The organism is Haloplanus sp. GCM10025708 (genome assembly GCF_042663985.1).
GTDB classification, from domain to species: Archaea; Halobacteriota; Halobacteria; order Halobacteriales; family Haloferacaceae; genus Salinirarus; species Salinirarus marinus.
The window spans coordinates 119,622-143,176 of record NZ_JBHSZA010000003.1 but is presented as its reverse complement, the minus strand read 5'-3'; the positions used below and the strand labels follow the sequence as shown (position 1 = coordinate 143,176).

Genomic DNA, 23,555 nt, shown 5'->3' with positions numbered 1-23,555 from the left:
ATCTTCACTTGGTCGCCAGTGACTGAATCCGAGAGCAGGTTCGACGATTAACATCCACGAAGACAAAGTGACCAAATACTGATAGTACATCAATCACTAGCAGTTTAGCACTACCTACGAGGAACTGAGATTGCAGAATTCGGGTTTTCAATAATTGACACTCAAAAAATAATTCGACAAAGACAAGGGGCCATCGGTGAGACAAAAACTGTACGAAGATGAGTTCAATACAGCCCTTACCTGTAGAGCGAAGACCACGCCGCATAGCCACTCACGTAGATGGATCTCTTCTCGAGTTTCGTAGACGACGGAACACCACTCCAGCCTAATGACTGAAGCAGAACAACTCGCAGATGAACACGGTGTTACCGGGACGCCCAAACGCGGGCTCATCATGTCCACGCTCGTCTTCTATGCGGGCCTGACCACCATCGTCTTCTACGGGGCGGCAGGGCCAGTCCTCGAAGAACATCTGGCGCTTGCCGGCGTCCTTCACGGCCTCTTGCTGAGCTCACCGCACCTCAGCAAGGCGATCCTCAGGATCCCCTTCGGTGCCTGGGTGGACGAAGTTGGCGGACGGAAACCGCTGCTCATCCTCATGGCCTCGACGATCATCGGAACAGCAGGGCTCGTTATCACGCTGTTCCTCACCTATCCGGAGAACTTCGACATGAGTCTGTACCCCATTCTGGTATTCTTCGGATTCCTTGCGGGTGCAGGAGGGGCGACGTTCTCCGCCGGAATCACACAGACCTCCTACTGGTATCCCAGCGATAAACAGGGGTTCGCGCTCGGCGCGTTCGCTGGCGTCGGCAACATCGGCCCGGGGATGGTCGTCTACGTCCTCCCCGTCCTCATTGGCATCTGGGGGCTGACAATGGCTTACTCGACCTGGCTCGTGTTCCTGCTGGTCGTCACCGCCGTCTACGCGGTGTACGCGGTCGATCCGTACTACTTCCAGCTCCGCAAGCAGGGTAAATCACCGGAGGAGTCACAAGAAATCGCTGACGAACTCGGCCAAGACATTTTCCCGTCGGGCGGGACGTGGGATTCTCTGCGGACATCCGCGAGAAACCGCCGGACATGGATCCTCGTCTTCCTCTACACGGTCTCCTTCGGCGGCGGGTTCACGTCCCTGTCAGCCTGGTTCCCCACCTACTGGGCAGAGTTCCACGAACTCACGCTCACGACAGCAGGCCTGCTGGCAGGCATCTTCATCGTCTACGGGTCACTCATTCGAGTGCCCGCCGGGAGTGTCAGTGACAGATTCGGCGGTGAATTAGTTGCCATCATTAGCTTCGGTGTGATGGCCCTCGGCGGTGCAATTATGACCTTCTTCACCGGGTTCTGGCCCGCCATCCTTGGCATGATGGTGCTCGGGACTGGAATGGGGTTCGCCAACGCGGCCGTGTTCGAACTGGTACCGAAGTTCGTCCCGGAGGCTGTCGGTGGGGCCTCCGGCTGGATCAGTGGGATCGGAGGTGGTGGAACCCTCGTTATCCTTCCGCTGATGGGCCTCTTTGTTGATATCTATGGGCACATCGGGTATGCGCGAGGGTTTGCCGTCTTCATCGTCTTAAGCGGGCTCTGTGTCATCGTCGCAGCCGCTCTCAAGTGGCTGATCTCGGAGCCTGAAGAGACCGCTGACGAGGGAGCTCTCCACTAAACCCTCATCACAACTCTACATCTACCGTGGAACGGAAACAGTGGTGACGTCAGTATCTTACTCCTCAGGGTCTCGGTGAACAGTTAACACCGGGATTTCGGAATGACGCACAACATTTTCGGTGACGCTTCCGAGGAGCGCACGTTTGACCCCAGTGCGTCCGTGCGTCCCCATGACGATGACGTCGATATCGTTGTCTTCTGCGTAGCTGAGAATATCGTCGTGGGGGTTTCCTCGACGGATCGCTGCTGTCGTCTCGATATCCCTCTCGCTGGCCTGTTCGACGACGGCTTTCGTTGCCTGTTGCCCCCGTTCTTCGAGCGCATCCAGAAGGTCATCGAGACCAGAGAATCCCTCACCCATGCCAGAGACGGACGTGGGCTGGTCAACGATATAGAGCACGTGGAGCGTTGCACCATGCGCTTCAGCAAGGTCGAGTGCCATCTCCACCGCGGGCTTCGATGGATCACTGCCGTCCGTCGGGATGAGTATTCGATCGAACATAAGCTGATTCGTACCTGTTGTCGATTGTTTTGCGATACAGATAATGGTGTTCACGTTTCTCCAAGAGGCCAACCACGGACAAGGTGATGGGGAAAATGACAGCTGGGCGGTACTGTACGGTTGGCACCACAACTGATACCTCATTCGAAGTGTTACCCAGACACATGTTCGACTCGCTCCTTCTCGCAACGGACGGGAGCGGAGATCGCCGAGCGGTGCAGAAGACGTTTGATCTTGCTGCCCATCACACTGCGACAGTTCACGTACTCTATGTGATCGATATTGTCCAAAGTGGCCCAGGGATTATTGGACGGACAAGGACCACATCCACGCGACCAAGTCTTCATGACGAAGGCCGTGAGGCCTTGGAATCTATCAGCCTCGCGGCACAGGACCGAGACCTGTCTATCGTCACGGAGATGCGAGAAGGGATGCCAGCCCAGGAAATCTGCACCTATGCGAACGAAGCAGAGATCGATTTACTCATTCTCAGCCCGCACGGACGGTCCGGATTTTCCCGACTCCTCCGGGGGAGCGTCACTGAGCAAACGCTTCGCCGGGCAGACCAGCCAGTTTTGACAATCCGAAAAGAGCCGGCATAGGGCGGAATTGAGACCCCCAGTACGGAGGCAAGTGCACTCCAGTCACACTATTTTTAACTTCCAAGCCGGAAATCCGATTTGATGACTCCAGATTCGTCCAGCTGGCGAGGACTCGTTACAGCTGGAACTACTCTTGGTTCCAAACTCAGAGCGGTCGCCGTGGAAGCCATTCATCGGTTGAGGACACATTTTGAGGAGTGGCCGGAACGATACATCGAACAGCAAGCCGCACTCTACGAGGACAATTACTAGCGATCCCACCCTGGTCCAGTGGGCTGAATTTGGCTCGTGGGGAGAGTTCTGCGCGGCTAGCTTTGATCCGATGGTGCTGAGAAACCGTCTGTAGTAACGGCTTCAGAAGTCGGGTCAGGCCCCACCTCTCGTCGAAGTGCCTGAAGACCAGCGACACAGAGGACAGCTACCCCGACGACGACGAGTGCCTGAATGGACGGGAACGCCCCAATTGCTGCGGTGAAGGCAGTAACGTAGGCCATTGGGTGTTCTATGTGGAGCGCGTAAAAGACAGCCGTGCTAGCCACAAAGGCGAGCAGGGCACTCCCAACGATTCGAAGCCCTGGCTCCGACATCGGTTCGATACTCGTCGGGGCGATCCCCTGAGCAAGTGCGGTATACGTCACCCACCCTGCGACTAGCGCGGTCAGATGGCTGACCACGACCGTCTTCGGGGAGTTATCCTCATCATGCGGAAAGAAGACGAGCAGATACGCCGCGGGTGCAAGAGCAATGAGGATACCCCAGAAGCCGGATGCGAATGCGAATCCTGCGAGTACAGCAAGGAGAACGACGCCGTGACCGCTCGCCCAGATCACTCGTTCATCCATCCTTGTTTACGAGGATGGGGTTTCGCCCTCAATGAGTGTTGCGTACTGGAATAGCACTACACGGACAATTCAGACCGATCATCGACCTATGTGATTGAAGTCTCTTTGTAACGATTTCGAGAACCGGCATTAGTGGCCACCGGAGACGAAGTGGAGACCAACGATCCCGAAGACGATCACGGAGATAAACAGGAGACGGAGACCAGCCGCCGGTTCATCGAATAAGACGATACCGAGTGTGGCGGTTCCCACGGCGCCGATCCCCGTCCAGACAGCATACGCAGTCCCGATCGGCAGATTCTGCACTGCTCTCGCGAGCAACACCATACTGATGATGAGCGCAGCGACTGTCCCCGCCGTCGGGATCGGTTCCGAGAGTCCGTCAGAATACTCCAAGCCGATTGCCCAGGCGATCTCGAACAAGCCAGCGACGAAGAGAATGAGCCACGACATTCCCCTGGATTTTGCTCCCAAATCGGACTATAGGTTACGATACCGCCTTAGATTGGCCATCTACGTATTCGAGAAATGACGACAGAGGCTGGTCGAAAACTCAATACTCGGGGGTACTGTCGGAGAAAGTCGATTAACTCCAGAAGCGTAAGGACGCACTTCTCTAGCGATTCCAGGAGGCAATGCCAAACTCCGCGTCGGTTACGTAGTCGTCTGTCCTGTTTTTCTCGCCCTCGAGAGGTGGAGGGCTACAGAGATGGAACAGTCCACGATCAGCGACGGGAGTGACGACGAATTCCCACCTGAGAAGCGTCTTGAAGCACCGAATTACCGATTGGTCAAGGCCGGTATCGCGACGATTCCCGATATGGAGACCCTGCAAGAGTGTGTTGCCTACGAGAACGCCCACCAGAATCGGACGCAGATTCTGCGCCGGCTCAAGTGGAAGGCCGAAGAGCTGCGTGAGAACGAAGAGTAAGCTCTGATCTTAACCAACACACTCCGCGTGATTTCCCTATTGTTGGTTAATCCGCTGTGCCTCGGTTTTTCGGGCCCCTGAATGGGTGCGGGGCAGCCAGCAGCGGCCTCGCGAGTCCAATCATGTCCCCCCATTTGAGTACAGACTCCAGCACGGCTAGCGACATCGCTGCCGCCAGACAAGCAGACCATATAGCGTTCCTTCATCGAGCTCCATTCGCCGCTGATGCTCTAGCTCTCGGATTTCTTCCCGGGTTTCGGGAAGACTGTAGATATCAAGCAGACCAGTACCTGAACCTCGAGATTCCTGTCGGGATGCTCGACAACGACTTCCGGAATCCAGACCTGGAGCGGTTCGTCGACCGCTTCTTCGAACACGAACCAGAGGTCGGTGTCATCGGCGACATCTACGAACCAGCTGACGTCGACGCCCACGTCGCTGCCGCTCGCGAGATCCGAGCGAGCTATCCCGAGGCCGAGCTCATCGTCGTTCCGAAGTCGCAGGCGGTGGTCGACTCGATACCCGAAACCCTTGTCCTCGGGTATTCACGGGGATACGCCGACCGCCTGGCCCACGAGTTCTCCGACCCAGCCGATTGGAGGGGGCGGCGCGTCCACATCCTCGGCGGGAGTCCGCCCAAGCAGCTCGACGCCATTCGACAGTTGACCCGACCGACACTCACGGACGAGCCACCAGCCGACATCGTCGGCGTCGACTGGAACGGGCTGCATCGCGGCGCGCAGTTCGGTGAGTTCTGGACGGCCGACGGCTGGGACGACAGCGGTCGCGACGCCGACCACGTCACCGTGCGAAAGACGGTGCGTCATAGCCTCGCTCGCGTCCGTGAGTTTTGGAGGGACCACGGAATCTGGCCCGAAACGACACCGCAAGACGAGGGGCTCGACGTCGAGTACGAGGGACCGAGTCCTGCCGATCTCGAGGACGCCGCCTGTACCGAGTGCGGGACGAACGTCTGGCGAACTCGCCGCGGCCCGTACGTCGCCGAATACGATACCGGCGCGATCTGTGGATACTGCAGCTACGAGTGCTACTTCAGCCACCGCCATCGAAATAACCTGGAGGAGATCGTCGGCGAGCAGAGCGTCTACCTCCCGCCGGCATGACTTCGCGACCTGTTTTTCGTGCCCCCGAGAGCGGGCGAGGCGTTCGCTGAATTGTAGCGAGGGCCGATTTCGGTCGGTGATATCATGGATACGACCAGACCGCATGTGGGTTTTCAATGATGTCGACAACTGGTTGGACAATATGCACAGCCAGCTCGAGGCGGGGGTCGAGGATTAGATCAACCTCGTCGACGAGGCCGCCGCGAGCGAGTAGGTCCAGGAGTGGCACGATGTCCAGAGTCCCTTTCACGATCACTCCCCCCCATGATTCACTTTTCCTGACATCTCTAGTGGCCTGAAGCGACGAAGGTCGTGGGCTACCGGACGTGGCAGAGGTCAATCAGTACGTCCGAGAAGGTGAGCAGGCGATCTAGATCCGGGCGCGGATCATCGCAAGGTAGCGTTCGGACTGTAGGGACTCTTTTTGTATCACTTCTCAGCTTTTCAGGATGTGTACTTCCCTTGTCGCGTACAACCTCCCAGATGAAACGTATCCGACAGACAAAATTGGACGCCGTACAGAGAACTTCAACAGCGTCGGTATTGTAGAAATTTGTGTGGCTGTGGATGTTAATCGTCGTCGAGATTAACATCCGCGTCGTCTTCGGCGAAGATACGCCGAGAGATGATCGTCCCGTCGGAGACGGTGTCGGGTTCCTCGCGGCGAACGAAGCGCTTCTTCAGGACGTCGTAGCCGAACAGGCTCGCGCCGACGATGATGAGGATATCGCCCGGCAGGCGCGCCCAGAACAGCCACTGCACGATGTCGCGGTTGTAGAACGCGAGTGAACGGGCGGCATCGTAGTTCTCTGTGAAGGCGGTTTCTAGCTGGAGGAAGCCGACGGGGATGTCGCCGATGAAGACCATCCACGCGAGCCCGGCGTTCAATATCCAAAACGCGCGCTTGAGGTTCGTCGGATCCCACTTTCCGGCTTTCGTAGTGAACTGAAGGGCGTAGACTGCCATGCCAAGCGCGAGGAAGCCGAATGCGCCGAACATCGCGCCGTGGGCATGGCCGACCGTGAGGAAGGTGCCGTGCTCGTAGTAGTTCACCAGCGGGAGGTTGATGAAGAACCCGAGCACGCCCCCGCCAACGAAGTTCCAGAACCCGCTGGCGATGATGAACATGAACGCCAGTCGATACGGGAAGTCCTTGCCCGCGCCCATCATCGCGCGATACTCGCCGAGCGCCTCATAGAGGATGAAGATCAGTGGGATGAACTCCAGCGTGGAGAACACGCTCCCGATGGGGATCCAGTAATCGGGCATCCCGACCCACCAGTAGTGGTGGGAGACGCCGATGACGCCTGCGCCCATCACGAACAGCGCCTCGAACATCACGGCCTTCTCCGCGCTTCGTCGCTTGAGGAGGTTCATGGAGACGAGCGAGATGCCGATGATGGCGACGACGAAGAACTCGAAGGCGCCCTCGACCCACATGTGGACGACCCACCAGCGCCAGAACTCCGTGACCGGCATCGTCGTCTTGGGCGTGTAGAGCATGCTCGCGGAGAAGAGCAACGCGATGGACCCGCCGGCATAGAGGATCATGTGGGCGAGTCCGTAGCGCTCCTCGCGGTCGAGTAAGGGTTTGAAGCCGCGGGCAACGAGGGCCGCCCAGAGGACGAACCCGGCGAGCAGGCCGGCCTGCCAGAGGCGGCCGACTTCGAGGTACTCGAGGCCCTCGTTGCCGAGGATCCACCAGAGGGCGCCGTCGATGTACCCCTGTGCGCCGAGCCAGATACCCAGTAAGCCGCCGACGACGACGACGACCAGGGCGCCCAACAGGACGTGGATGTACCGTTTCTGGTTGTTCGGCTCGTGGCCAGTGAGTAGGGGCGGGAGGAAGAGGCCGACGCCGAGCCAGAGAGTCGCGATCCAGAGCACCGCGAGGTCGATGTGCCAGGCTTTTGTGATCGCGAACGGCAGGGTCGCCATCGCATCGATACCGAGGGCTTCCGCAATGCCGTAGAACCCCTCGCGTTCGATGTAGTAGTGCGCCATCAATCCCCCGAGAAGCGTCTGGACGGCGAACAGCACGGCCGCCACGGGGACGAAGCGGATTGCCGCGAACTGACTTGGGAAGAGGTCGATATCGTTAGGATGGGGGACATCGACGCCCTCTGTGTCCGGTTCCGGGAGTTCCGCCGAATTATATAGCCAGATACCGGCACCACCCCCACCGACGAGGAGCACCATCGCGACGACGCTCCACGTCATCGAGGACACCGGCGGCGTGTTTCCGGCGCCGGGGTTGTACGGCCACTCGTTCGTCCACGAAACGTCGCTGTTCGGGCGGTCGATCGATGCAAATAGCGCGGTCCAGAGCGCGAAGTCCGCGAATCGCCGCGCGCTCTCGCGGGATTCGACAAACTGCGGCGGGACGCCGTGTTCGACGGCACCGCCGTAGTACCGCTCGACGTACGCTTGCTGGACCTGTTCGTAGGCGTATGCCTCCGCGGCGGTAAGCCGGATGGTAGTCCCTAAGTCACCTTCCTGGAGCTGGCGTGAGACGACAGAGTTCACGGCTGCTTGCTCCGGTTCAGGGAGTTCTGCGTACGGCGTATCGTAACGTTCCTGAGCGACGTACTCGCGCATATTCGACACCAACCGATCCTGTGCGTCGGCCGTGTAATCCGGACCGAAGTACGCGCCGTTTCCGAGAATCGACCCGTGGTTCATCAGGCCGTTCTGCTGGAACACGGCCTTCCCTTCGACGATCTGTTCGTTCGTCGTAATCACCTCGCCCTCGGGGCCGACGATGCGTTCCGGGCGGTCGGGCGTCTGCTGGTACGCGTAGTACGCGCCCGCCCCCATCACGATTAAGTTGAAAATGAACGCCACCACGAGCAACTTTGCCAGGGTTTTCCTGCGTACTTCCATGAGAGACACCCTCACATTCTCGCCCTATAATCGTGGTGCCATGGAGAAAGCCTACGAACGTAATCGGTGTCGCGATTACAGCGCAGCGAGGCGAAAGCCCACGCTTGAGCCCTTTCTCTTACCCACAAACCAAGCCGCTAGCATGGACCTCCCTCCGTGGAAATAAAGGACATATCTCCGGGATTCACCGGTTTCATCGGGTGTAGAACGGTGTTCCTGTGGTGAGGCCGAGGCAATTTGAACACCCCGTGGTCAGGAGGCGATCGCATTTCGTCCAATCAATATGTCTTTTTCAGTCATAGATCGCTTTCGACGGCGGCCGAAATACTACTCCGGAGCGCCCCGATCTTATGAGTAAGCGACAGCCCTTCAGGGGCAGGAGGAGGTCAATAACGAGGTTTCCGGTTTCGTAAAAAAACGTCGACCTATTGGACAAATTTATTTCAGACTTCCCTGGCACTCTAACCTACAGTCTACCGCTTTACTGGAGTGAGCGCCTACCGATTCCTCGGACGGTGCGATCGACTTCCACAAGCTGTCGAGTTGTGCGTCCTCTTTCGAGACGCCCCCGCGGTCACAACCGATCGACGCGCACTCGCGCATTATCGGATGCAAACTCGTCGTGAACCCACTTGGTTCGTACGTTCATCACGGGCCCCATCGGGTATCGGCCCCAACAGACGAGGGCCATAGCGATGGAGAACTCGTCTTTGGGAGCAACCGCCGTCCCAGTCTACGAGGATTATCTGCCCAAGACAAATTCCCTATGTTCAAAAGTACGTCAGACATCTCCGCCCGAATACGGACCGGTCATCTCGGTTCGTTTTTAGACGAGCGAACAGAGAGTTCGAGTACTAGCATGAATGATTCGAATTACCACCTCGACACTCTAGCCGCCCGGTTTGATCGAACTGATGCCAGTGTCAGCGACGCCGGTGATGTTGTTCCGCCAATTCACCTCTCGACAACTTATGAGATGCGCAGTCCCGGTGAGTCGGACCACGGGTACAAGTACACTCGGTTCGGCAATCCCACGCGTGACGTCCTTGAGGAGCGACTTGCCGACCTCAGCGGGGCTGAACGCGCCGTCGCAAGTGCCTCCGGAACCGCTGCGATGGCAGCGATCTGCCTGTCAGTCGTCGAGCCGGGCGATCACGTCGTCGCATTCGATGGCATCTACGGAGGAACCCGATTACTCTTCGACGATTTGCTCGTCGATTCGCTGGGCGCCACCGTCGAGTACGTCGACGCGACGGATATCGACGCTGTCGCCGAAGCAGTCACCAACGAGACCACGCTCGTCTGGATGGAATCGCCGACGAACCCGCTACTGCGGCTTTGTGACCTCTCGGTCGTGGCCAACGTCGCAGCAACAGTCGATGCAACCTACGTCGTCGACAACACGTTCGCGACGCCGTACTTCCAGCGCCCGCTCGAACACGGAGCCGACATCGTCGTCCACAGTACGACGAAATATCTTAACGGGCACAGCGACTCGATGGGTGGCGTCGTTCTGACCGACGACGAAGCCGTCGCGGACGGCGTAGCGCACACCCAGTCCTACGACATTGGTGGAACTCTCGCTCCCTTCGACTGCTATCTCACACTCCGTGGACTCCGAACGTTCCCCCTCCGGATGGGCCGTCACGAGACCAACGCCGGCGAACTCGCGCGGTATCTCGACGACCATCCGTCGGTAGCCCAGGTCAACTATCCCGGATTGGACCACCACCCACAACACGACCTCGCTCGTGAGCAGATGGACGGATTCGGCGGAATCGTCTCGTTCGAGCTGGACGCAACCGGTGCCGAGACCCGGGCCGTTCTCGAAGAATTCGATGTATTCACGCTGGCTGTGAGTCTCGGCGGGACCGAATCACTCGTCGACCATCCCGCCACGATGTCCGCATCTTACCTCACAGACGCCGAACGAGAGGCCGCCGGGATCTCGGATTCACTCGTCCGAATCGCCGTCGGCGTCGAACACGCGGACGATCTACTCGCCGACCTTGATCAAGCTCTCGAGAAGCTGTGAGTTAGTTCCTGAGGGTAGTAACCGTGAGTGGAAACCGGGAATTGTTCTGCCAGCAGCTGAAAACTACGCTGCTTCGACCGCCTCAATCAGTTCGCTGTAATCTGGTTCGTTCGTCGGATCATCGGCGACCCAGTCATAGGTGATCGTCCCGTCCTCGTCGATGACGAACACCGCCCGATTCGCGACCCCGTAGAGCCCGAGCGGTTCGATGTCGATCTCGAGGTCGTATGCCCGGATAGCGTCACCGGCCATGTCGCTGACGAGATCGAATTCGACCCCGTATTCCTCGCGGAACGCACCCTGAGAGAACGGGGAATCAGCGCTCACGCCGAGGACGGTTGCGCCAGCCTCCTCGAACTCGTCGATTCGCTCCTGGAGCGCGACCATCTCGTTCGTACACGGTGGTGTGAATGCCCCTGGGAAGAAGGCGAGAATGACTGGACCGTCATCGACGTGATCTTCGAAGTTGAACGGTTCGTGGTCGCTCGTGCCGAGCGTTGCAGTGAATGTCGGTGCGGTGTCTCCTTGTGAAACCATCGAGATTCGCTTCGAGCCGTCGATTGAAAAATGCCAGCCCGAATATACTCCGTACGAGTTCCTCTCAGGGAGTGCATCTGCTGCCAGCACGGTATCTGAAAAGCAGCTTCCCGGGAGGTTGCCGTTAGGCGGTCTGTCGGGCCGCAGTACGGTCTGATTCGGTTCCGCGTTCAAACGACTTGACGATTCGTTCCTCGGCGCGGTGCAGGATTTCCGAACACGTCGACTTCGCCATGTCCAGAGACGCCGCGAGTTCCTCCTGCGTACACTGTCGCGGAGAGTCGTAGTAACCACGTTTCAGGGCGGCTTCGATCAGTCGTTGCTGTTTGTCGGTCAGGATTCGGTCGAATTCGGGCTTGGCGTGGATGTGCTCGACGACGTATCCAACCTCCGACTCATCTAGCGCTGACCCAAGCGTCGATAATCTGTTTCGAGTCGTGGTCAGCTCCCATTCGACCTGGCCATTCTGGATCTCGAAGGGCATCTCCACCGGGACGCCCGCTTTGTCGAGAACGTCCAGGAGAATCGGTTTGTCCGCCTCGATCTGGAGGAGGGCTCGGTTCGGCTCTTGGTGGAACACCTCCACGGTACGAACAGGGCCAAACGATCGGATCGACTCGATGATCTTCGTTGGCTTCTCCGCCATTAGCTCGACGAATCCAACGCCGACGCTATCAGCAGACTGGGCAGATCGGACACGAAACGTCGCTACCGGATGATCTCGTGAGACAGTACCAATCCAGGTTCGCTTTGGGATCGTCAGGGTAAGTGAAGCACACACCATTTTAGGTGAACCTAAACACGACCAACTATTAAAAGCGTCTCCGAACATGTGCGGGTAATAGTGCGGCCGACGTGATTGGTACAAAGTAGCTCCCGGGGATTCCCCTGAACGAACGCTACTAACGCCAGATCACGGTGACGACCTGCCCGTCGCCTTCGATCGTCTCGTATGTGTAGCCACGGTCGTCCAGCTGTGGATAGAGGTGTTGGGGTGCGCGATCGTTCCGCTGGACGAGTACCACCTCGTCGTCAAGGTCAGCAAGCCGTTCGAGCGTGTTCTTCAGTGGTTGTGGTGGCGGTAGCTCTCTCGCATCGAGTGTTTCGATCGGTCGGTCAGTGGGTGCTCCGACTTCCTCGACGTATGAGTCAATCTCTGCCATATCTCCTAGTCGGAACGAGACGGTCAAACACATTGACCCGAATCTGTTCAAGGCGATAGATAGACGATGGAAGATTACGTCTTGGTCTTGTCCCGGGGAATCGGCCTGGTACTTATCGCATCTGCCCCCGTATATCTGAATGGAAACAATGTCTAGCACCCACGACGACCACGATCACGACCACGACGCAAAACCCGTCACTGACCGGGTCCACGACAACTCATGGTCGGCGAATCTCGAAAAACCGGAACACGCCGACGACCGCCAGCTGGTGGTCGACCAGGCTCTCTCGGCGATCGACCACACCGCTTCAGGCAACCACGTGAACCTCGTCACACACGCCAACCACGGTCATCCAGAAGACTACCTCTACGACGTTTTAGAGAGCGAGGGAGGTGACGATATTGATTGGGAATACATCGAACAGTGTGGGTGCGGGGGTCACGTCGTCAGAGTTCACGTTCCGTAGCATTCGTAAGCAGCGATTTTACCACCGGCTCAATTTCTCCGTATACCAAAGCTGAGTTACTTCCGACTTCCTCTCCGAAACTACACTCGTTTGGCTCTGTTAAATATCTCTTAATTAGACATGAACTGTGGTGAAACAACCGATAAGTGAGTTTGCGTATTTACCACTGAGAGTCCCACCATCTCAAAGGGCTGTTCCGATAGCCGTGTGAAACACAATTATATATTCAGCACGGGAACTCGTTTGACTGGAAGATGCCGGGTACGGAACGACACGTTTGCTCTACTCAGTGATGTTGGAGAAACTCTAAGAGCTGTGTGTTGACGGTGTCTGGGCAATCTTCCTGAACCCAGTGACTGGCATTCTCCAACCGATGGACCTCCACGTCGGGTATCCATTCTTCGAGGCCGGCTGCCATCGAAGGGACCACCGTAGAATCTTGTTCACCCCAGATGACCATCGTCGGTGTCTCGATCGTGGATGTCGTTCGTGGAAGCCCTGTGCCGACAAACGGAACAGATTCGACGAACAGACGCCGCGAGTACTGAGGGATGAGAGCCCTGTAGTAATTAACCGCTGCAGTAAGTGCACCTGGTTGGGAGAGTGCACGTTTGTAGCGTCGAATATCAGTTTTGGAGAACCGATCTGGATTCACCGGGTCATCTCGAAATAACTGATCGACGAATGCGTAGTTGTCACGTTTCAATACCGCCTCGGGGAGTCGCGGAAGCAGGAAGAACCCGACATACCACGAGCGTTTAAGCTGGCCCCATGTGAGCAGGTCGCGTTTGTACGGGCCTGGATGAGGGAAGTTCAAAACGACTTGGCGATCAAAAAGATCGGGCTGTCTGACGGCTGCCTCCCAAACGAAGGCACCACCCCAGTCGTGACCAACGACGGTTACCGAATCTGAATCGAAATGATTGACGAGTCCACGGAGGTCTGCCAGATGATGTTCCATACGATATGCCTCGACAGATTCGGGCCGATCCGAACGGTTGTACCCTCTGAGATCGGGTGCGACGACGTGATATCCCGCATCCGCTGGGGTTTCAACTGAAACCTCCACGCGTACCAGTACTGAGGGAACCCGTGGAGCAAAATTACTAACGGACGAGATGTCTCGTCTTCCTCGGAGTCACCAAGTTCCACGTAATGAAGATTAATCTCTCCGACATTCGCCCGCCCGTGTGAAATATCCTCATGGATGGATGACATGCGTCCAAGTGTCTTTCAAGCCATCATAATTATTTGGTCAGGACAATATCCGAACGGACAGAGTAGCTGTCAGAGTGTCTCTGCGCGAGACACCGGGACAAATTATGCTACGTTCATCCTCTGTACTTGCATGGTGTTGTTGACAGGTGCTGTATAATTCAACGGTGGATCGGTGCGTGAGTCCACTGTACTTAGCGAGTCGGGCACTATTCCTATTAGCTGATGAGGATTTCAACAAAGCCACTCAATTGAATATATTCGGAGAACTAACCAGGCCACTCGAGACCGTACGATATTCTATGCCCGGGTTCCCATCTCCGTTCGGAGGCGAGGACGACGAGCTCTTCGATCCCTACGACGAATTCGTCTCTGATAACATTCCAAGGTCAGGGCCGTTTCTCGACGGACACAATATCCTGGCTGGATCGGACCACGTCATTTTCCACAGATTGACGCGTGAACTCTTCGAGGAGCGGAAGGTATACGACATGACGTTCAACTACAACCTGGCACGGTTGAACCTCGATACGCGCCATCCCGGCGCAGGGTATCGGTATGCGGTGGAATCATCCGATGCCGATGATGCCATCGCTGCGGACGACATCGATACCGTCTTGCGAGCCGAATTCACCCCGACGACGCCATTCTGTCCGCAGACGCACACGCTGACGATCGGCTCGTTCAGAGCTTGGAACGGCCTGTCGGACCGTCACGAGTACGACCTCGTTCGTGTCCGGGCGGCCCCGATGCATCACCAGAGTGAAGCCATCAACGAACAGCTCGCAGAACTGGAAATGAAGTACCTCGATAACGGTGACGAGCACGTCGTGCCGACCGAGTCACGTGAAGTGGGGTCGAACCCAATGGAGCGCTCGATGAAAGAAGAAGGGACGAGTCGCGGTCCCCAGGCGCCATTCTGAGGTAAATTCGATTACTCGGTTGTCACTCCGGTTCCGGTTAGGTGGATATGTTCGTGTCGAGACTGACCTCTCCGCGTCACCAATGATCCAACATGGCAGTGGCGAAAACGCTCCCCAAGGGATGGAAACTTCGGAACAAACAGCAATATCACGATTCGTTCCTCGAACGCGAATACACGCGGATCGCGTATTCGGACGGCGATCGGACTGTCTACATCAACGATATCCAAGAACCCAATTCGTTCGAAGGCTGGCGATTTCTGGTTCGAGTCCAGGGTACCGACAACCAGCAACTCGGTATTGCCGAGGATCTCCCTGAAGCTGAGAAGATCGCTCGCGAGTACATGATGCGGTAAACGAATGCCACACCATTTCTCGAACACAACGGTGGCGAATACAGCGACGATAGACGACCGATAGAATCCTTCTCGCAGCAAAGCTACCGCTGGCGATAGTCCGTAGGATCGGCGATACTCAGTCGTTCCTGAATATATTCGGAGGCATTGACTCCCCCATCCATCACGAACGCATAGAGAATGAGTGTCGTTCCTGGGAACCTGGAGACGGAGAAGCAGCCTCCGATGACCGTCCCGCTCCGACACTTTGTCGTGGGTATCGGGTTCTTGCTCGTCGGAGGAATTGTTGGCGTGACGAACGCTTTTGGGATGGGGTCGGGCCTCCTCCCCTCGCTCACGTTCACCTGCTGCTGGCGGGGTGGATCTGTATCACGATCATGGGTGCGATGACCCAGTTTGTACCCGTTTGGTCCGGCGTCACGCTCCACAGTCGCCGGCTCGCGACCGTCCAACTGTGGGTCGTCGGTATCGGACTAACTGGTTTTGCAGTCGCACTGGCCGGTGGCTGGCTTCGACTCACGCCAATCTTCGGTATCCTGATGGCCATCGGTTTCTGGGTGTTCGTCTACAACATCGCCCGGACACTCGTCACCATCGAAGGTCGATATGACGAGACCGAACGACACTTCGCGTTCGCACTCGCATTCTTCGTGGCGCTCACGCTGCTCGGCGTCTCACTCGCAGTCGATTTCGTTCGACCGGTGTTCGTCCCCATTGGTCTCTCACGCGTCGATGTCGTCTCGGCCCACGCCACCCTCGCCATCTACGGCGCCGTCCTGACGACGGTCCTCGGCGCCCTCTATCAGCTGGGCACGATGTTCACTCAGACTGACCTCCACGGGATCGACACGTACCTCCAGCGCTTCGAGGAGGTCGGCTACCCGATCGGCGTGGTAACCCTGGCGATTGGTCGGCTGGTCGGTCAGGTTGCGCTCGCCCGCGTGGGCGGGCTCCTAATCCTCGGTGGTATCGGGTGTATGAGTATCATCCTTGCCCGTCGCCTCTACGAAACACAGGTCCCGTGGACGCCGATGCTCTCACGGTACACTGTTGCGGCAGTGGCGATGGCGGCGTGGGTCCTGGTGACTGTTCCCGTATGGATCGGCGACCCGGTCGCGCCGGCAACCCGATTTGGCGCGCCGGGAGCTACACACCTGCTCGGGCTCGGCGTGATTGGCTTCGTCGTCCTCGGAACGATCTACCACATCGTTCCCTTCATCGTGTGGGTACACCACTACAGCGATCTCCTCGGGTACGAGGCCGTGCCGATGATCGACGACCTCTACGACGACAGGCTGGCAGCCCTCGACCTCGGACTGTTCACGATCGGCGGCCTTGCGCTCGTTATCGCGGACTGGACGACCCTCTCGTCACTCCTCGCAGGGTTTGGCGGGCTCTTGATCGGTGCGGGCATTCTTGTGTTCGGCTGGAACATGGGTTCCGTGATTCGAACTCACAGTCCGAACGGGCTCGTGGGTGTACTCGTTCCTGGCGTGTCGCCGGGCTCGTCAACCGACACCACGTCGGAGGACCCGCGGTGAGCGGACCGGGGGAATCCATGGGATCACATTGACGTATCCAGCTGAAGCTCTTACATGATCGGACGGGATAACCGAGACAACGTTCGTCGGATTGCACCGCCCATCGTAGTCAGCATTCCGTCTCTTTCGGAGCATCGGGTTGAGCAGTCCGTTTGGCACTCATCTCACGTGGATACCAGCAAGACGTCTCGTCAGTACGTAGGCGTAGACACTCGTCCCCACGATACCGAGCGTGGCACCGGCGTCTCCTACCATCGGTGCGCGGAATAGTGGCTCTACCGCTCGCAGTACGACTCCGAACCCGAATATGCCGATCGTCGCGAGGCCGACACGCTCACTCGCACCAGTGAACTGGCCCGTTCCGATTGGGAAGAACTCGTATGCATAGCCGATGATCGTCAGCAGGAGAAAGCCGTCGAGTACGAGTGGGACGTGTGCTTCAATCAGCCAGGCGGCATCGCCATCGATTGCAACCGTCGCGGCGACGAGTACACCCCTACCCCTGCGAATGCGCCCGCCAGGACGCCGACGAGACCAATGCGTCGGCGGTCGGTCCGAAGTGCGACGACGGCCACCATCCCGAGATAGCACAGTATGCCGAACGCCAGAACGACGGCACCCACCTGGAACAGTGGCCACGACCAGAAACTACCGGCGATGAGGGCGGGGGCGACGGCACCACCACCGAGAGCACCCCACGTAAGCAGCCGTGGCGGGACAACGTGATAGAAGCCGACGAGGAGTCGCGCGCCCAGGCTCACAATCAACAGCGCTGCGAAGCCCACAGCGTAGTAGTGCACGACACTGGGAATCGTGGCACTGGGAATCACCTGTATGCCGGACATCCTCGTGAGGAGTGCGATGGTACCGACGGCTAGGTATAGAATCGCGAGAAGGACTGTCCCGGTAGCGGCACGCGTCGATCGTTGCGGGCGGTCCCTGCCGCGGATCACCACGCTCGGATCCGCCCGAAGGACAGGAACGATTGTCGCACCCAGTGCGGCCAGGAAACAAGCGACACCGATACTCCAGAGGGTGGCACCCGCTGTGACGAGTGCCCGGGAAAGCGTCGTCAGCTGTCCGGCCACGAGCACGGCAGCGCCGGCGTACGAGACGACGAGGTGGACGCCGGGGAGTCGGGGTGTCGCGAGGGTCGTTCCGACGTATGCCGGGAGCAACAGGTAGGCCATGCCGAAGGTCATCGGCAGAACAGCTCCCAACAGCCCGAACAATCCGATCACCCGGATCGGCCAATCGAGGAGATACGTCGCCTGAAGGCCGACCATCCCGAGTGCACTGGCGACGGCAAACGCGTGCGTCCAGCGACTGACGCCACCAGCTCGGTTCATGAACGTTGCCGATGAGATCGGTCACAATAAATTTCGTGTGCCGGCATGCCAGTGTTACGGCTGTGCGTCGCCCCCGTTCGAGACGAGACACTCCCGGCGAAGTCAGGAGCTATTACAATCCGTGTCCGATCCGACTCGGTACGGAACCCGAATCGGTCCATCCACGAGAGATAGCGATCAGGAATTTCGGGATTCGACACCGTCCGATAGTTTCGTCTCCGCTTCAACGAAGAGGACGTTGTTCTCCTTGTGGACGTGTTCGTGCGTATCTCGCTCGAGGGCATCGAGACGCTCGATCATGCTCTCGTAACTCGGACACGCGTCGGCCGGGACGGTGTACCCGTCCGTTAATTCCGCGATGAGATCTAGCAGTTCTGCCGTTTCCTCGTGGTCCGCCTCCATCTCCTCGATTACCTCCCGAAGTCGTCGGCGTTCCGCATCGGAGAGCGAATCCCCACGGTCGAGCTTCTCGATGATCGGGAAAACCTCCTCTTCTTCCTCCCGAATGTGTGCCTTCATCGCTGGCGCGAGGGCGAGATACGCTGCTCGGAGCGCCTCCAGTTCGGGATGGTTCTCTCCGTGGACGCGAGCGACCTTTCTGACGAGCCCCTCCAGTGCCGGCAGTTCCTCACGCAGGTACTGGTGGTGGGTTTCGACGACGTCGTCGATCAGGTCCGCGAGGTCGTCCCAGTCAATCGCTTGAGCGTCGTCTGTCTGGACGTCGGCGAGATCTTCGCGGACATCGTCCAGATTGACCCCGGCCTGATCACACGCCATCGCGAGGGAGGCATCCCCACCACAGCAGTAGTCGATACCCGCTGCCTCGAAAACACGGGTGTAGGCCGGTACCTCACGGGCGAGTTCCCCTACCGGTCGCTGGGGATCGATGGTCGCGTTGGACATCTCGGTTCTACGTGATGATCGCGTCCGTAGGTCCTTGAGGGTGAAGCCGAACATTGCCGGACTACGAGCCACCAGCGGTCCCAGGACGTCCATGAATACGGGGTCGGCGAATGGCTCCTCAAATTCGTGCGCATCCTCCTCGGTCAATCTACGCGTAATTCAAGATACTCGCGCAGGACGACGGCGTTATTGTGATCCCGGTCAGTAGCGGCGTACAGCAACGTCAGCCGATCGTCCTTGGCGACGTCGAGAACACGTTCGACGGCGTCATCCTCCTCTTCGAGTTCCGAGATGTACCGCTCTGTGAACTCCGTCCATCGGTCTGGGTCATGGTCGTACCACGTCCGGAGTCCGTCGGACGGCGCAACCTCCTTGATCCACGCATCGAGTTGTGCCTCCTCCTTCGAAACTCCCCGAGGCCAAAGCCGGTCAACGAGCACCCGCGTTGCATTGTTGTCAGGGTCGTCGTAGATCCGCTTCGTAGTGATTTTCACGGTACGCCTTCTCCGCCTAGAAACTTGATGGTCACGTCTATTTGGCCGTCTTCGGGGAGATGGCGTGATGCCACGTGAACGGATTCGGGAGAGGGACTTCATTTCCCGAGCGTCGACGAATACGTATGACGACCGAAGTCAGCTCAATGGCCACTGGACTCGCCGGGGCGAGTGTCGGTCGGCGTACGGGGCAGTATCTCCTAGCGATCGATTGGCTGTCCGAGGACGCCGACCGAGTGGCACCTGGTGAACTTGCGGCACGTCTGGGCGTCAGCGGAGCGAGCGTCACGGAAATGAGTTCGAAGCTAGAGGACGCAGGGCTGGTAACCGTGAAGAAATACACTGGCGTGAAACTGACCGATAAAGGCAGCGAGGTCGCCCGTGAACTCGCCTGGCGACTCTGCGTCGTCGAGAATTTTTCGAGGCGGAACTCTCCGCGGATCTCGACGATGAGCAGTCCTACGAGATCGGCTATACGCTTCCTCCTGAGGCTATCAAGCGATTGCGTGATCTGGTCGACCACCCTGCATCGATCGCTGCCCCCAGACGAGACAGGACTACGATGGTGTCGCATCGCGTAGCGGGTTCGTTCGAACATAGTCGGGGTCGTGTATTGGACGACCCGTCACCAATCTGGTTCCATGAGTGCCGACCTGACACAGACGCGGACGAAGTACTCGATGTCCGAGAGATAGACGGCCAGCCGTTCGATCCGATTATGACCGCCCTTGGCGAACTTCGCGAGGAGAGACGCTGTTGCTTGTCAACAGTTTCGAGCCTGAACCGCTGTATGAGGTCCTGACAGAGCGCGGTTTCGAGTACAAAACTGAGCAGCGTGGTCCGGGCCAGTGGCACGTCCGTATTGAACACGCCTGAGGGAATGATCAGACTCTTGCTGCATACGGTTCTATAGTGTCGGTCAACGGGGGGTAACAACGAGGTGGTCGTCATCGGTTCGTCCAATATCCGGGACTGACTCTCGACGTGGGTCGAAGGCCGTATACGCAAATGCCTGCCAGAGGACCCGCTCGGGATACGGACGCTCTTCGAGACTGACGCCCAGATCGGTAGCGAGAGCGGCGTGATCGAGCTCTTCATTCTGGAGGGGGACGGCGAGTGGATTCGACAGCGACGCGAGGTCGAGGTCGAACGAGGGGAACAACCGGTCGGAAGCGTTCGAAACTGGATGGTGTATCTTGCGGCGGCCAGGATAGCGAACCGACAGTTCGGGTGTGATCTCCTCGGGTTCGTCGTCGCTGATCAGCTCCACGGTTTGTGGTGACAGTTCGATCCGCTGTCGGCCACCTACTGCCACTTCAACGTCGTCACCGTCCACCGCGAGACGGATCAAGTCGGGAGTCACGTCGACGATGCGGAGATTGGGAGTTTCGTAGTCTCGAACGTGTACCATACTCGCATCGCCACCCGCTGTCCCGTCGACCACGATCGCGACGCCAGTCGCTGGTTCCGTCGTAAGGCCTCGAATTCCGACAACGGTTTCGGAACAACCGACGAGATCGTGAGTGGTCGCGTACACGAACGACCAGTCGGTAGCTGGCGGCGACGAATCACGGAGGGCAGACCGCCAATAGAAGACTCGCTCTCTCGAACCATCGGTATACGGAACGGCGTCGGGGAAGAATTCTGTATTAAGTGTCGTCGGATCCAAATCAGGGTGCTCGAGTACGAACTCGGCATAAGGAACCGTTCGAACGACCGGTTTCCGATCGTCGACATCCGGATGACGCCGCCAGCTGATCGAAGTCGTCGCCGTTCCAGCCTCTCCCTTCATATATGCGGCTTCACACTCCGTACAGGAAAACTTCGCCACGGATGTATTCGCCTGGTGGGAAAATGACGGGTTTTCAGTCATCAACTCGTGAGAATTCGGTCTTGCGGTGTTGTGCTGGGCCCGTATCGAATATATCCGGACGCAGGTTTAGTTTTGACAGGCCTAATGTCAAACACGAGGCGGCCCCACGATGTCAAACCCCACTCAATCCGCGTCTAGTCCCACCACGGAGGCACTCTTTGACCGGTACCTCCTTCCGAAGGTCGCACTCACGATCATCGTAGCTGCGTCCTTGCTCGGCAGCTGGGTCTCTACCACGTTGGCCGGCGACAGTGGCATCGTCTCTGCAGTCGCAACGTGGGCGTTTCTCGTCGCACTGGGGACGCTCGTGGGCGGACTGCTCTGGAAGCATCTGTTCGTTCGTCCGGCGGACCTCGGGACCGGTGCTCGCGATTACTGTGCAGCGATGTACGAGCGGTTCGATCGTATCGCCAGCCTTGCGGTGATCGTCACAGTTCTCGCGGGGAGCATCGTACTCTGGCGGTACGTCGGCCGATTTGGAACGACCATCGAAGTTGCTTCCCTCGCCATGCTCGGCTTGACTACTGTTGGCATCGTCGCCTGGACCATCCTCGCGGATCGGACAGTCGAATCCCAGTTCAGAAGTCGAGCGGGGCTGCTCGCACTGACGTTCGGTCTGCTCACACTGCTCACAACGGCTATTGCCGAAGTCGCGATGCGTGGTCTCGAACCGGCTGGTACCGCGGTTCGGATGCTCCATCTGCTGGCGTTTGCCGTCTGGATCGGTGGAGCCGTCTGGAATATTTTTGTGGCAGTCCCGTCGGGACAGGAGCGCCCGCGGGTCGACGTCGTCGCCGCTGCCGCCGAGCAACTGGAACGCTTCCGATGGGCTGTCCGCTTCGTCATTCCGACGATCTTCCTTACCGGAGCGTATCAGGCAGTCGATGCTATCGGCCTGAACGTCTCGGTGTACGTTACGTCGACGATCGGCCTCGCGATTCTCGCGAAGGCCGGATTCATCGGCGTACTCATCATCATTTTCAAACTGTGTCCTATGTGGCGGGCCTGTTCACCCATCGAGGGTGTTTGTGACCTCGAGGAGCTCGGAGCGTCGCGGGTGGAGACTGACAGCGAGGTGTCTACCGATGACTGAAGTCACGGATGCGACGACGGACCCGGACATCGCTCCCGACATGGTCGTAGACAATCGGGGTCGCGGTTGCGCGAGTGGTATCGTACGCGTTCAAAAAGCGCTCGAAGACCTCGACGACGGAACGGTCCTCGTCGTGAAGAGTACTGACAAACGTGCTCAAACGGAGTATCCACAGCTGGCTGAACAGACGCCCCACGAATTGATTGCAATCACGAAAGATCGAACCGGACTGCTCAGAACCGAGTACACTACGTACCTTCGCATCCACCAGACATAACCGGGCTTTCTGGCCGGTTGCACACATCGAAGCAGTCGAAATCAACGATCGCGATCAGCTGCTCGACCGTTCAGCGAGGACAATCAGTGCGACGCTCGGTTCGATTGCCCGTGGAGAGACTTCCCGGCGCCCGTCGAAACGAACGATGTCGCCCGCATTCAGGTCGTACTCCTCGTCGTCGAGGGTGAGTTCGATCGCTCCCTCGATCAGATAGAGGACAATCTCGCGGTCCGGGTGGTCGTGGGCCGCTACTGCTTCGCCCGCATCCAGCGTCAATCTGATTGTCTTCGGTTCGGCGTCGGGAAAGACGTTTGCGTGGGGCGCTCCGTCCAGATCCCCGATGGATTCGATCTCAACCATTGTCACGCACCCCTTGGGTCAAAATCTCCTCGTTTGATCCCCTCGCGAACGGGGTCGTGTTCGGCGTCCGTCGGCGGCGGAGCAGTAACCAGGAATGCTTCGAGCCGACCATCCTCGTCAGCCTTGATCCCGCGGTCGGTGTCGGCTTCGACGACGACCACGTCGCCGGGTTCGATGGCGTGTTCGTCGTCGCCGCTGCGGACGCGTCCGGTCCCCGAGTGAACGTGAATCGCGACGTCGCTCGATGGAGCATGAACGGGGATGAACTGACCGGGCTCGAAGTACCCACAGACGACCTTCATGCGCTCGCTTTTGAAGACCTCCACGGCGTTGAACTTCTGGTCGTCGTAGGCCCGTTCGGCGTCGAAGGTCGTTGCAGTCACAGCGACCACCTCGGCGGCCTCTCTGTTCGGCT

At 58.3% G+C, this 23,555-nt stretch carries 26 protein-coding genes and 2 pseudogenes; 13 read left to right on the top strand and 15 right to left on the bottom strand.

All coding sequences use genetic code 11. The features are described 5' to 3' along the window. The first annotated feature begins 328 nt into the window (after window positions 1-328). Window positions 329-1,666, top strand: a complete 1,338-nt coding sequence (locus ACFQJD_RS01130) for an MFS transporter (RefSeq protein WP_379795547.1) — start codon at window positions 329-331, stop codon at window positions 1,664-1,666. 57 nt (window positions 1,667-1,723) lie between these two features. On the opposite strand, the gene ACFQJD_RS01125 is transcribed toward ACFQJD_RS01130, so the two are convergent. Beyond that, window positions 1,724-2,170, bottom strand: a complete 447-nt coding sequence (locus tag ACFQJD_RS01125) for a universal stress protein (RefSeq protein WP_379795878.1) — start codon at window positions 2,168-2,170, stop codon at window positions 1,724-1,726. Between the two features lie 86 nt (window positions 2,171-2,256). Here ACFQJD_RS01125 and ACFQJD_RS01120 point away from each other — a divergent pair, with 86 nt between their 5' ends. Beyond that, window positions 2,257-2,772, top strand: a complete 516-nt coding sequence (locus tag ACFQJD_RS01120) for a universal stress protein (protein WP_379795876.1) — start codon at window positions 2,257-2,259, stop codon at window positions 2,770-2,772. Window positions 2,773-3,080: 308 nt separating this feature from the next. Here the strand turns inward: ACFQJD_RS01120 and ACFQJD_RS01115 are convergent, their stop codons facing one another. Both ACFQJD_RS01115 and ACFQJD_RS01110 read right to left on the bottom strand, forming a co-directional pair. Further along, window positions 3,081-3,614, bottom strand: a complete 534-nt coding sequence (locus tag ACFQJD_RS01115) for an HPP family protein (RefSeq protein ID WP_379795545.1) — start codon at window positions 3,612-3,614, stop codon at window positions 3,081-3,083. 129 nt (window positions 3,615-3,743) lie between these two features. After that, window positions 3,744-4,067: a DMT family transporter gene (locus tag ACFQJD_RS01110; protein WP_379795543.1), complete on the bottom strand. Its 324-nt coding sequence runs from the start codon at window positions 4,065-4,067 to the stop codon at window positions 3,744-3,746. A 256-nt stretch (window positions 4,068-4,323) separates the two neighbouring features. Here ACFQJD_RS01110 and ACFQJD_RS01105 point away from each other — a divergent pair, with 256 nt between their 5' ends. Together ACFQJD_RS01105 and ACFQJD_RS01100 are read left to right on the top strand one after the other, a co-directional pair. Beyond that, the gene (locus tag ACFQJD_RS01105) at window positions 4,324-4,545 is read left to right on the top strand and encodes a hypothetical protein (protein WP_379795541.1); all 222 of its coding nucleotides are present in this window, start codon (window positions 4,324-4,326) and stop codon (window positions 4,543-4,545) included. A gap of 122 nt (window positions 4,546-4,667) precedes the next feature. Continuing rightward, window positions 4,668-5,669, top strand: coding sequence for a DUF6610 family protein (locus tag ACFQJD_RS01100; RefSeq protein WP_379795539.1), 1,002 nt, complete (start codon window positions 4,668-4,670; stop codon window positions 5,667-5,669). Between the two features lie 82 nt (window positions 5,670-5,751). Here the strand turns inward: ACFQJD_RS01100 and ACFQJD_RS01095 are convergent, their stop codons facing one another. Further along, window positions 5,752-5,898: a hypothetical protein gene (locus ACFQJD_RS01095; RefSeq protein ID WP_379795537.1), complete on the bottom strand. Its 147-nt coding sequence runs from the start codon at window positions 5,896-5,898 to the stop codon at window positions 5,752-5,754. Window positions 5,899-6,239: 341 nt separating this feature from the next. Continuing rightward, the gene (locus tag ACFQJD_RS01090; RefSeq protein WP_379795535.1) at window positions 6,240-8,552 is read right to left on the bottom strand and encodes a nitric-oxide reductase large subunit; all 2,313 of its coding nucleotides are present in this window, start codon (window positions 8,550-8,552) and stop codon (window positions 6,240-6,242) included. A gap of 859 nt (window positions 8,553-9,411) precedes the next feature. Here ACFQJD_RS01090 and ACFQJD_RS01085 point away from each other — a divergent pair. Beyond that, window positions 9,412-10,587: a trans-sulfuration enzyme family protein gene (locus ACFQJD_RS01085; protein WP_379795533.1), complete on the top strand. Its 1,176-nt coding sequence runs from the start codon at window positions 9,412-9,414 to the stop codon at window positions 10,585-10,587. Between the two features lie 63 nt (window positions 10,588-10,650). Here ACFQJD_RS01085 and ACFQJD_RS01080 read toward each other — a convergent pair whose 3' ends face one another. The 3 genes from ACFQJD_RS01080 to ACFQJD_RS01070 form a co-directional block, all read right to left on the bottom strand. Then, window positions 10,651-11,124, bottom strand: a complete 474-nt coding sequence (locus tag ACFQJD_RS01080) for a redoxin domain-containing protein (protein WP_379795874.1) — start codon at window positions 11,122-11,124, stop codon at window positions 10,651-10,653. Window positions 11,125-11,248: 124 nt separating this feature from the next. Then, complete coding sequence (locus ACFQJD_RS01075; RefSeq protein ID WP_379795531.1) at window positions 11,249-11,908, bottom strand: helix-turn-helix domain-containing protein; 660 nt, start codon at window positions 11,906-11,908, stop codon at window positions 11,249-11,251. 118 nt (window positions 11,909-12,026) lie between these two features. Continuing rightward, window positions 12,027-12,287 carry a DUF2249 domain-containing protein gene (locus ACFQJD_RS01070; RefSeq protein ID WP_379795529.1) on the bottom strand — a complete coding sequence of 87 codons (261 nt, stop codon included), beginning with the start codon at window positions 12,285-12,287 and terminating at the stop codon, window positions 12,027-12,029. 148 nt (window positions 12,288-12,435) lie between these two features. Here ACFQJD_RS01070 and ACFQJD_RS01065 point away from each other — a divergent pair, with 148 nt between their 5' ends. Next, complete coding sequence (locus ACFQJD_RS01065) at window positions 12,436-12,756, top strand: CGCGG family rSAM-modified RiPP protein (RefSeq protein WP_379795527.1); 321 nt, start codon at window positions 12,436-12,438, stop codon at window positions 12,754-12,756. Between the two features lie 286 nt (window positions 12,757-13,042). Here the strand turns inward: ACFQJD_RS01065 and ACFQJD_RS01060 are convergent, their stop codons facing one another. Further along, on the bottom strand, window positions 13,043-13,825 hold the full coding sequence (locus ACFQJD_RS01060) for an alpha/beta fold hydrolase (protein ID WP_379795525.1): 783 nt from the start codon (window positions 13,823-13,825) through the stop codon (window positions 13,043-13,045). A gap of 448 nt (window positions 13,826-14,273) precedes the next feature. On the opposite strand from ACFQJD_RS01060, the gene ACFQJD_RS01055 reads away from it, so the two are divergent. From ACFQJD_RS01055 to ACFQJD_RS01045, 3 genes and pseudogenes are all read left to right on the top strand, one after another. Beyond that, complete coding sequence (locus tag ACFQJD_RS01055; protein ID WP_379795523.1) at window positions 14,274-14,894, top strand: hypothetical protein; 621 nt, start codon at window positions 14,274-14,276, stop codon at window positions 14,892-14,894. Window positions 14,895-14,986: 92 nt separating this feature from the next. Then, entirely contained in the window at window positions 14,987-15,250 is a 264-nt protein-coding gene (locus ACFQJD_RS01050) for a hypothetical protein (protein WP_379795521.1), read from the top strand. Window positions 15,251-15,430: 180 nt separating this feature from the next. Then, window positions 15,431-16,791 (top strand): annotated as a pseudogene (locus tag ACFQJD_RS01045) (hypothetical protein). A gap of 443 nt (window positions 16,792-17,234) precedes the next feature. Here ACFQJD_RS01045 and ACFQJD_RS01040 read toward each other — a convergent pair. The 3 genes from ACFQJD_RS01040 to ACFQJD_RS01030 all read right to left on the bottom strand — a co-directional run bounded on the left by ACFQJD_RS01040 (window position 17,235) and on the right by ACFQJD_RS01030 (window position 19,537). Beyond that, window positions 17,235-18,077 (bottom strand): hypothetical protein, encoded by an 843-nt coding sequence (locus ACFQJD_RS01040; RefSeq protein WP_379795519.1) that lies wholly within the window; start codon window positions 18,075-18,077, stop codon window positions 17,235-17,237. Between the two features lie 240 nt (window positions 18,078-18,317). Then, a complete protein-coding gene (gene ric / locus ACFQJD_RS01035; RefSeq protein ID WP_379795517.1) occupies window positions 18,318-19,136 on the bottom strand; it encodes an iron-sulfur cluster repair di-iron protein in 819 nt (272 codons plus the stop codon). A 50-nt stretch (window positions 19,137-19,186) separates the two neighbouring features. Next, on the bottom strand, window positions 19,187-19,537 hold the full coding sequence (locus ACFQJD_RS01030; protein WP_379795515.1) for a DUF488 domain-containing protein: 351 nt from the start codon (window positions 19,535-19,537) through the stop codon (window positions 19,187-19,189). A 125-nt stretch (window positions 19,538-19,662) separates the two neighbouring features. On the opposite strand from ACFQJD_RS01030, the gene ACFQJD_RS01025 reads away from it, so the two are divergent. Both ACFQJD_RS01025 and ACFQJD_RS01020 read left to right on the top strand, forming a co-directional pair. Further along, window positions 19,663-20,118 carry a metal-dependent transcriptional regulator gene (locus ACFQJD_RS01025; RefSeq protein WP_379795513.1) on the top strand — a complete coding sequence of 152 codons (456 nt, stop codon included), beginning with the start codon at window positions 19,663-19,665 and terminating at the stop codon, window positions 20,116-20,118. Window positions 20,119-20,168: 50 nt separating this feature from the next. After that, window positions 20,169-20,413, top strand: a pseudogene (locus ACFQJD_RS01020) (DUF2249 domain-containing protein). 43 nt (window positions 20,414-20,456) lie between these two features. Here ACFQJD_RS01020 and ACFQJD_RS01015 read toward each other — a convergent pair. Then, on the bottom strand, window positions 20,457-21,329 hold the full coding sequence (locus ACFQJD_RS01015; RefSeq protein ID WP_379795511.1) for a hypothetical protein: 873 nt from the start codon (window positions 21,327-21,329) through the stop codon (window positions 20,457-20,459). Window positions 21,330-21,519: 190 nt separating this feature from the next. On the opposite strand from ACFQJD_RS01015, the gene ACFQJD_RS01010 reads away from it, so the two are divergent. Then, window positions 21,520-22,503, top strand: coding sequence for a hypothetical protein (locus ACFQJD_RS01010; RefSeq protein ID WP_379795509.1), 984 nt, complete (start codon window positions 21,520-21,522; stop codon window positions 22,501-22,503). Further along, on the top strand, window positions 22,496-22,780 hold the full coding sequence (locus ACFQJD_RS01005; RefSeq protein ID WP_379795508.1) for a sulfurtransferase TusA family protein: 285 nt from the start codon (window positions 22,496-22,498) through the stop codon (window positions 22,778-22,780). Before ACFQJD_RS01010 ends, ACFQJD_RS01005 begins: the two co-directional genes overlap by 8 nt. Window positions 22,781-22,834: 54 nt before the next feature. On the opposite strand, the gene ACFQJD_RS01000 is transcribed toward ACFQJD_RS01005, so the two are convergent. Both ACFQJD_RS01000 and ACFQJD_RS00995 read right to left on the bottom strand, forming a co-directional pair. Continuing rightward, the gene (locus ACFQJD_RS01000) at window positions 22,835-23,140 is read right to left on the bottom strand and encodes a cupin domain-containing protein (RefSeq protein ID WP_379795506.1); all 306 of its coding nucleotides are present in this window, start codon (window positions 23,138-23,140) and stop codon (window positions 22,835-22,837) included. A 2-nt stretch (window positions 23,141-23,142) separates the two neighbouring features. Then, the gene (locus tag ACFQJD_RS00995; protein WP_379795504.1) at window positions 23,143-23,523 is read right to left on the bottom strand and encodes a cupin domain-containing protein; all 381 of its coding nucleotides are present in this window, start codon (window positions 23,521-23,523) and stop codon (window positions 23,143-23,145) included. Window positions 23,524-23,555 lie beyond the last annotated feature (32 nt).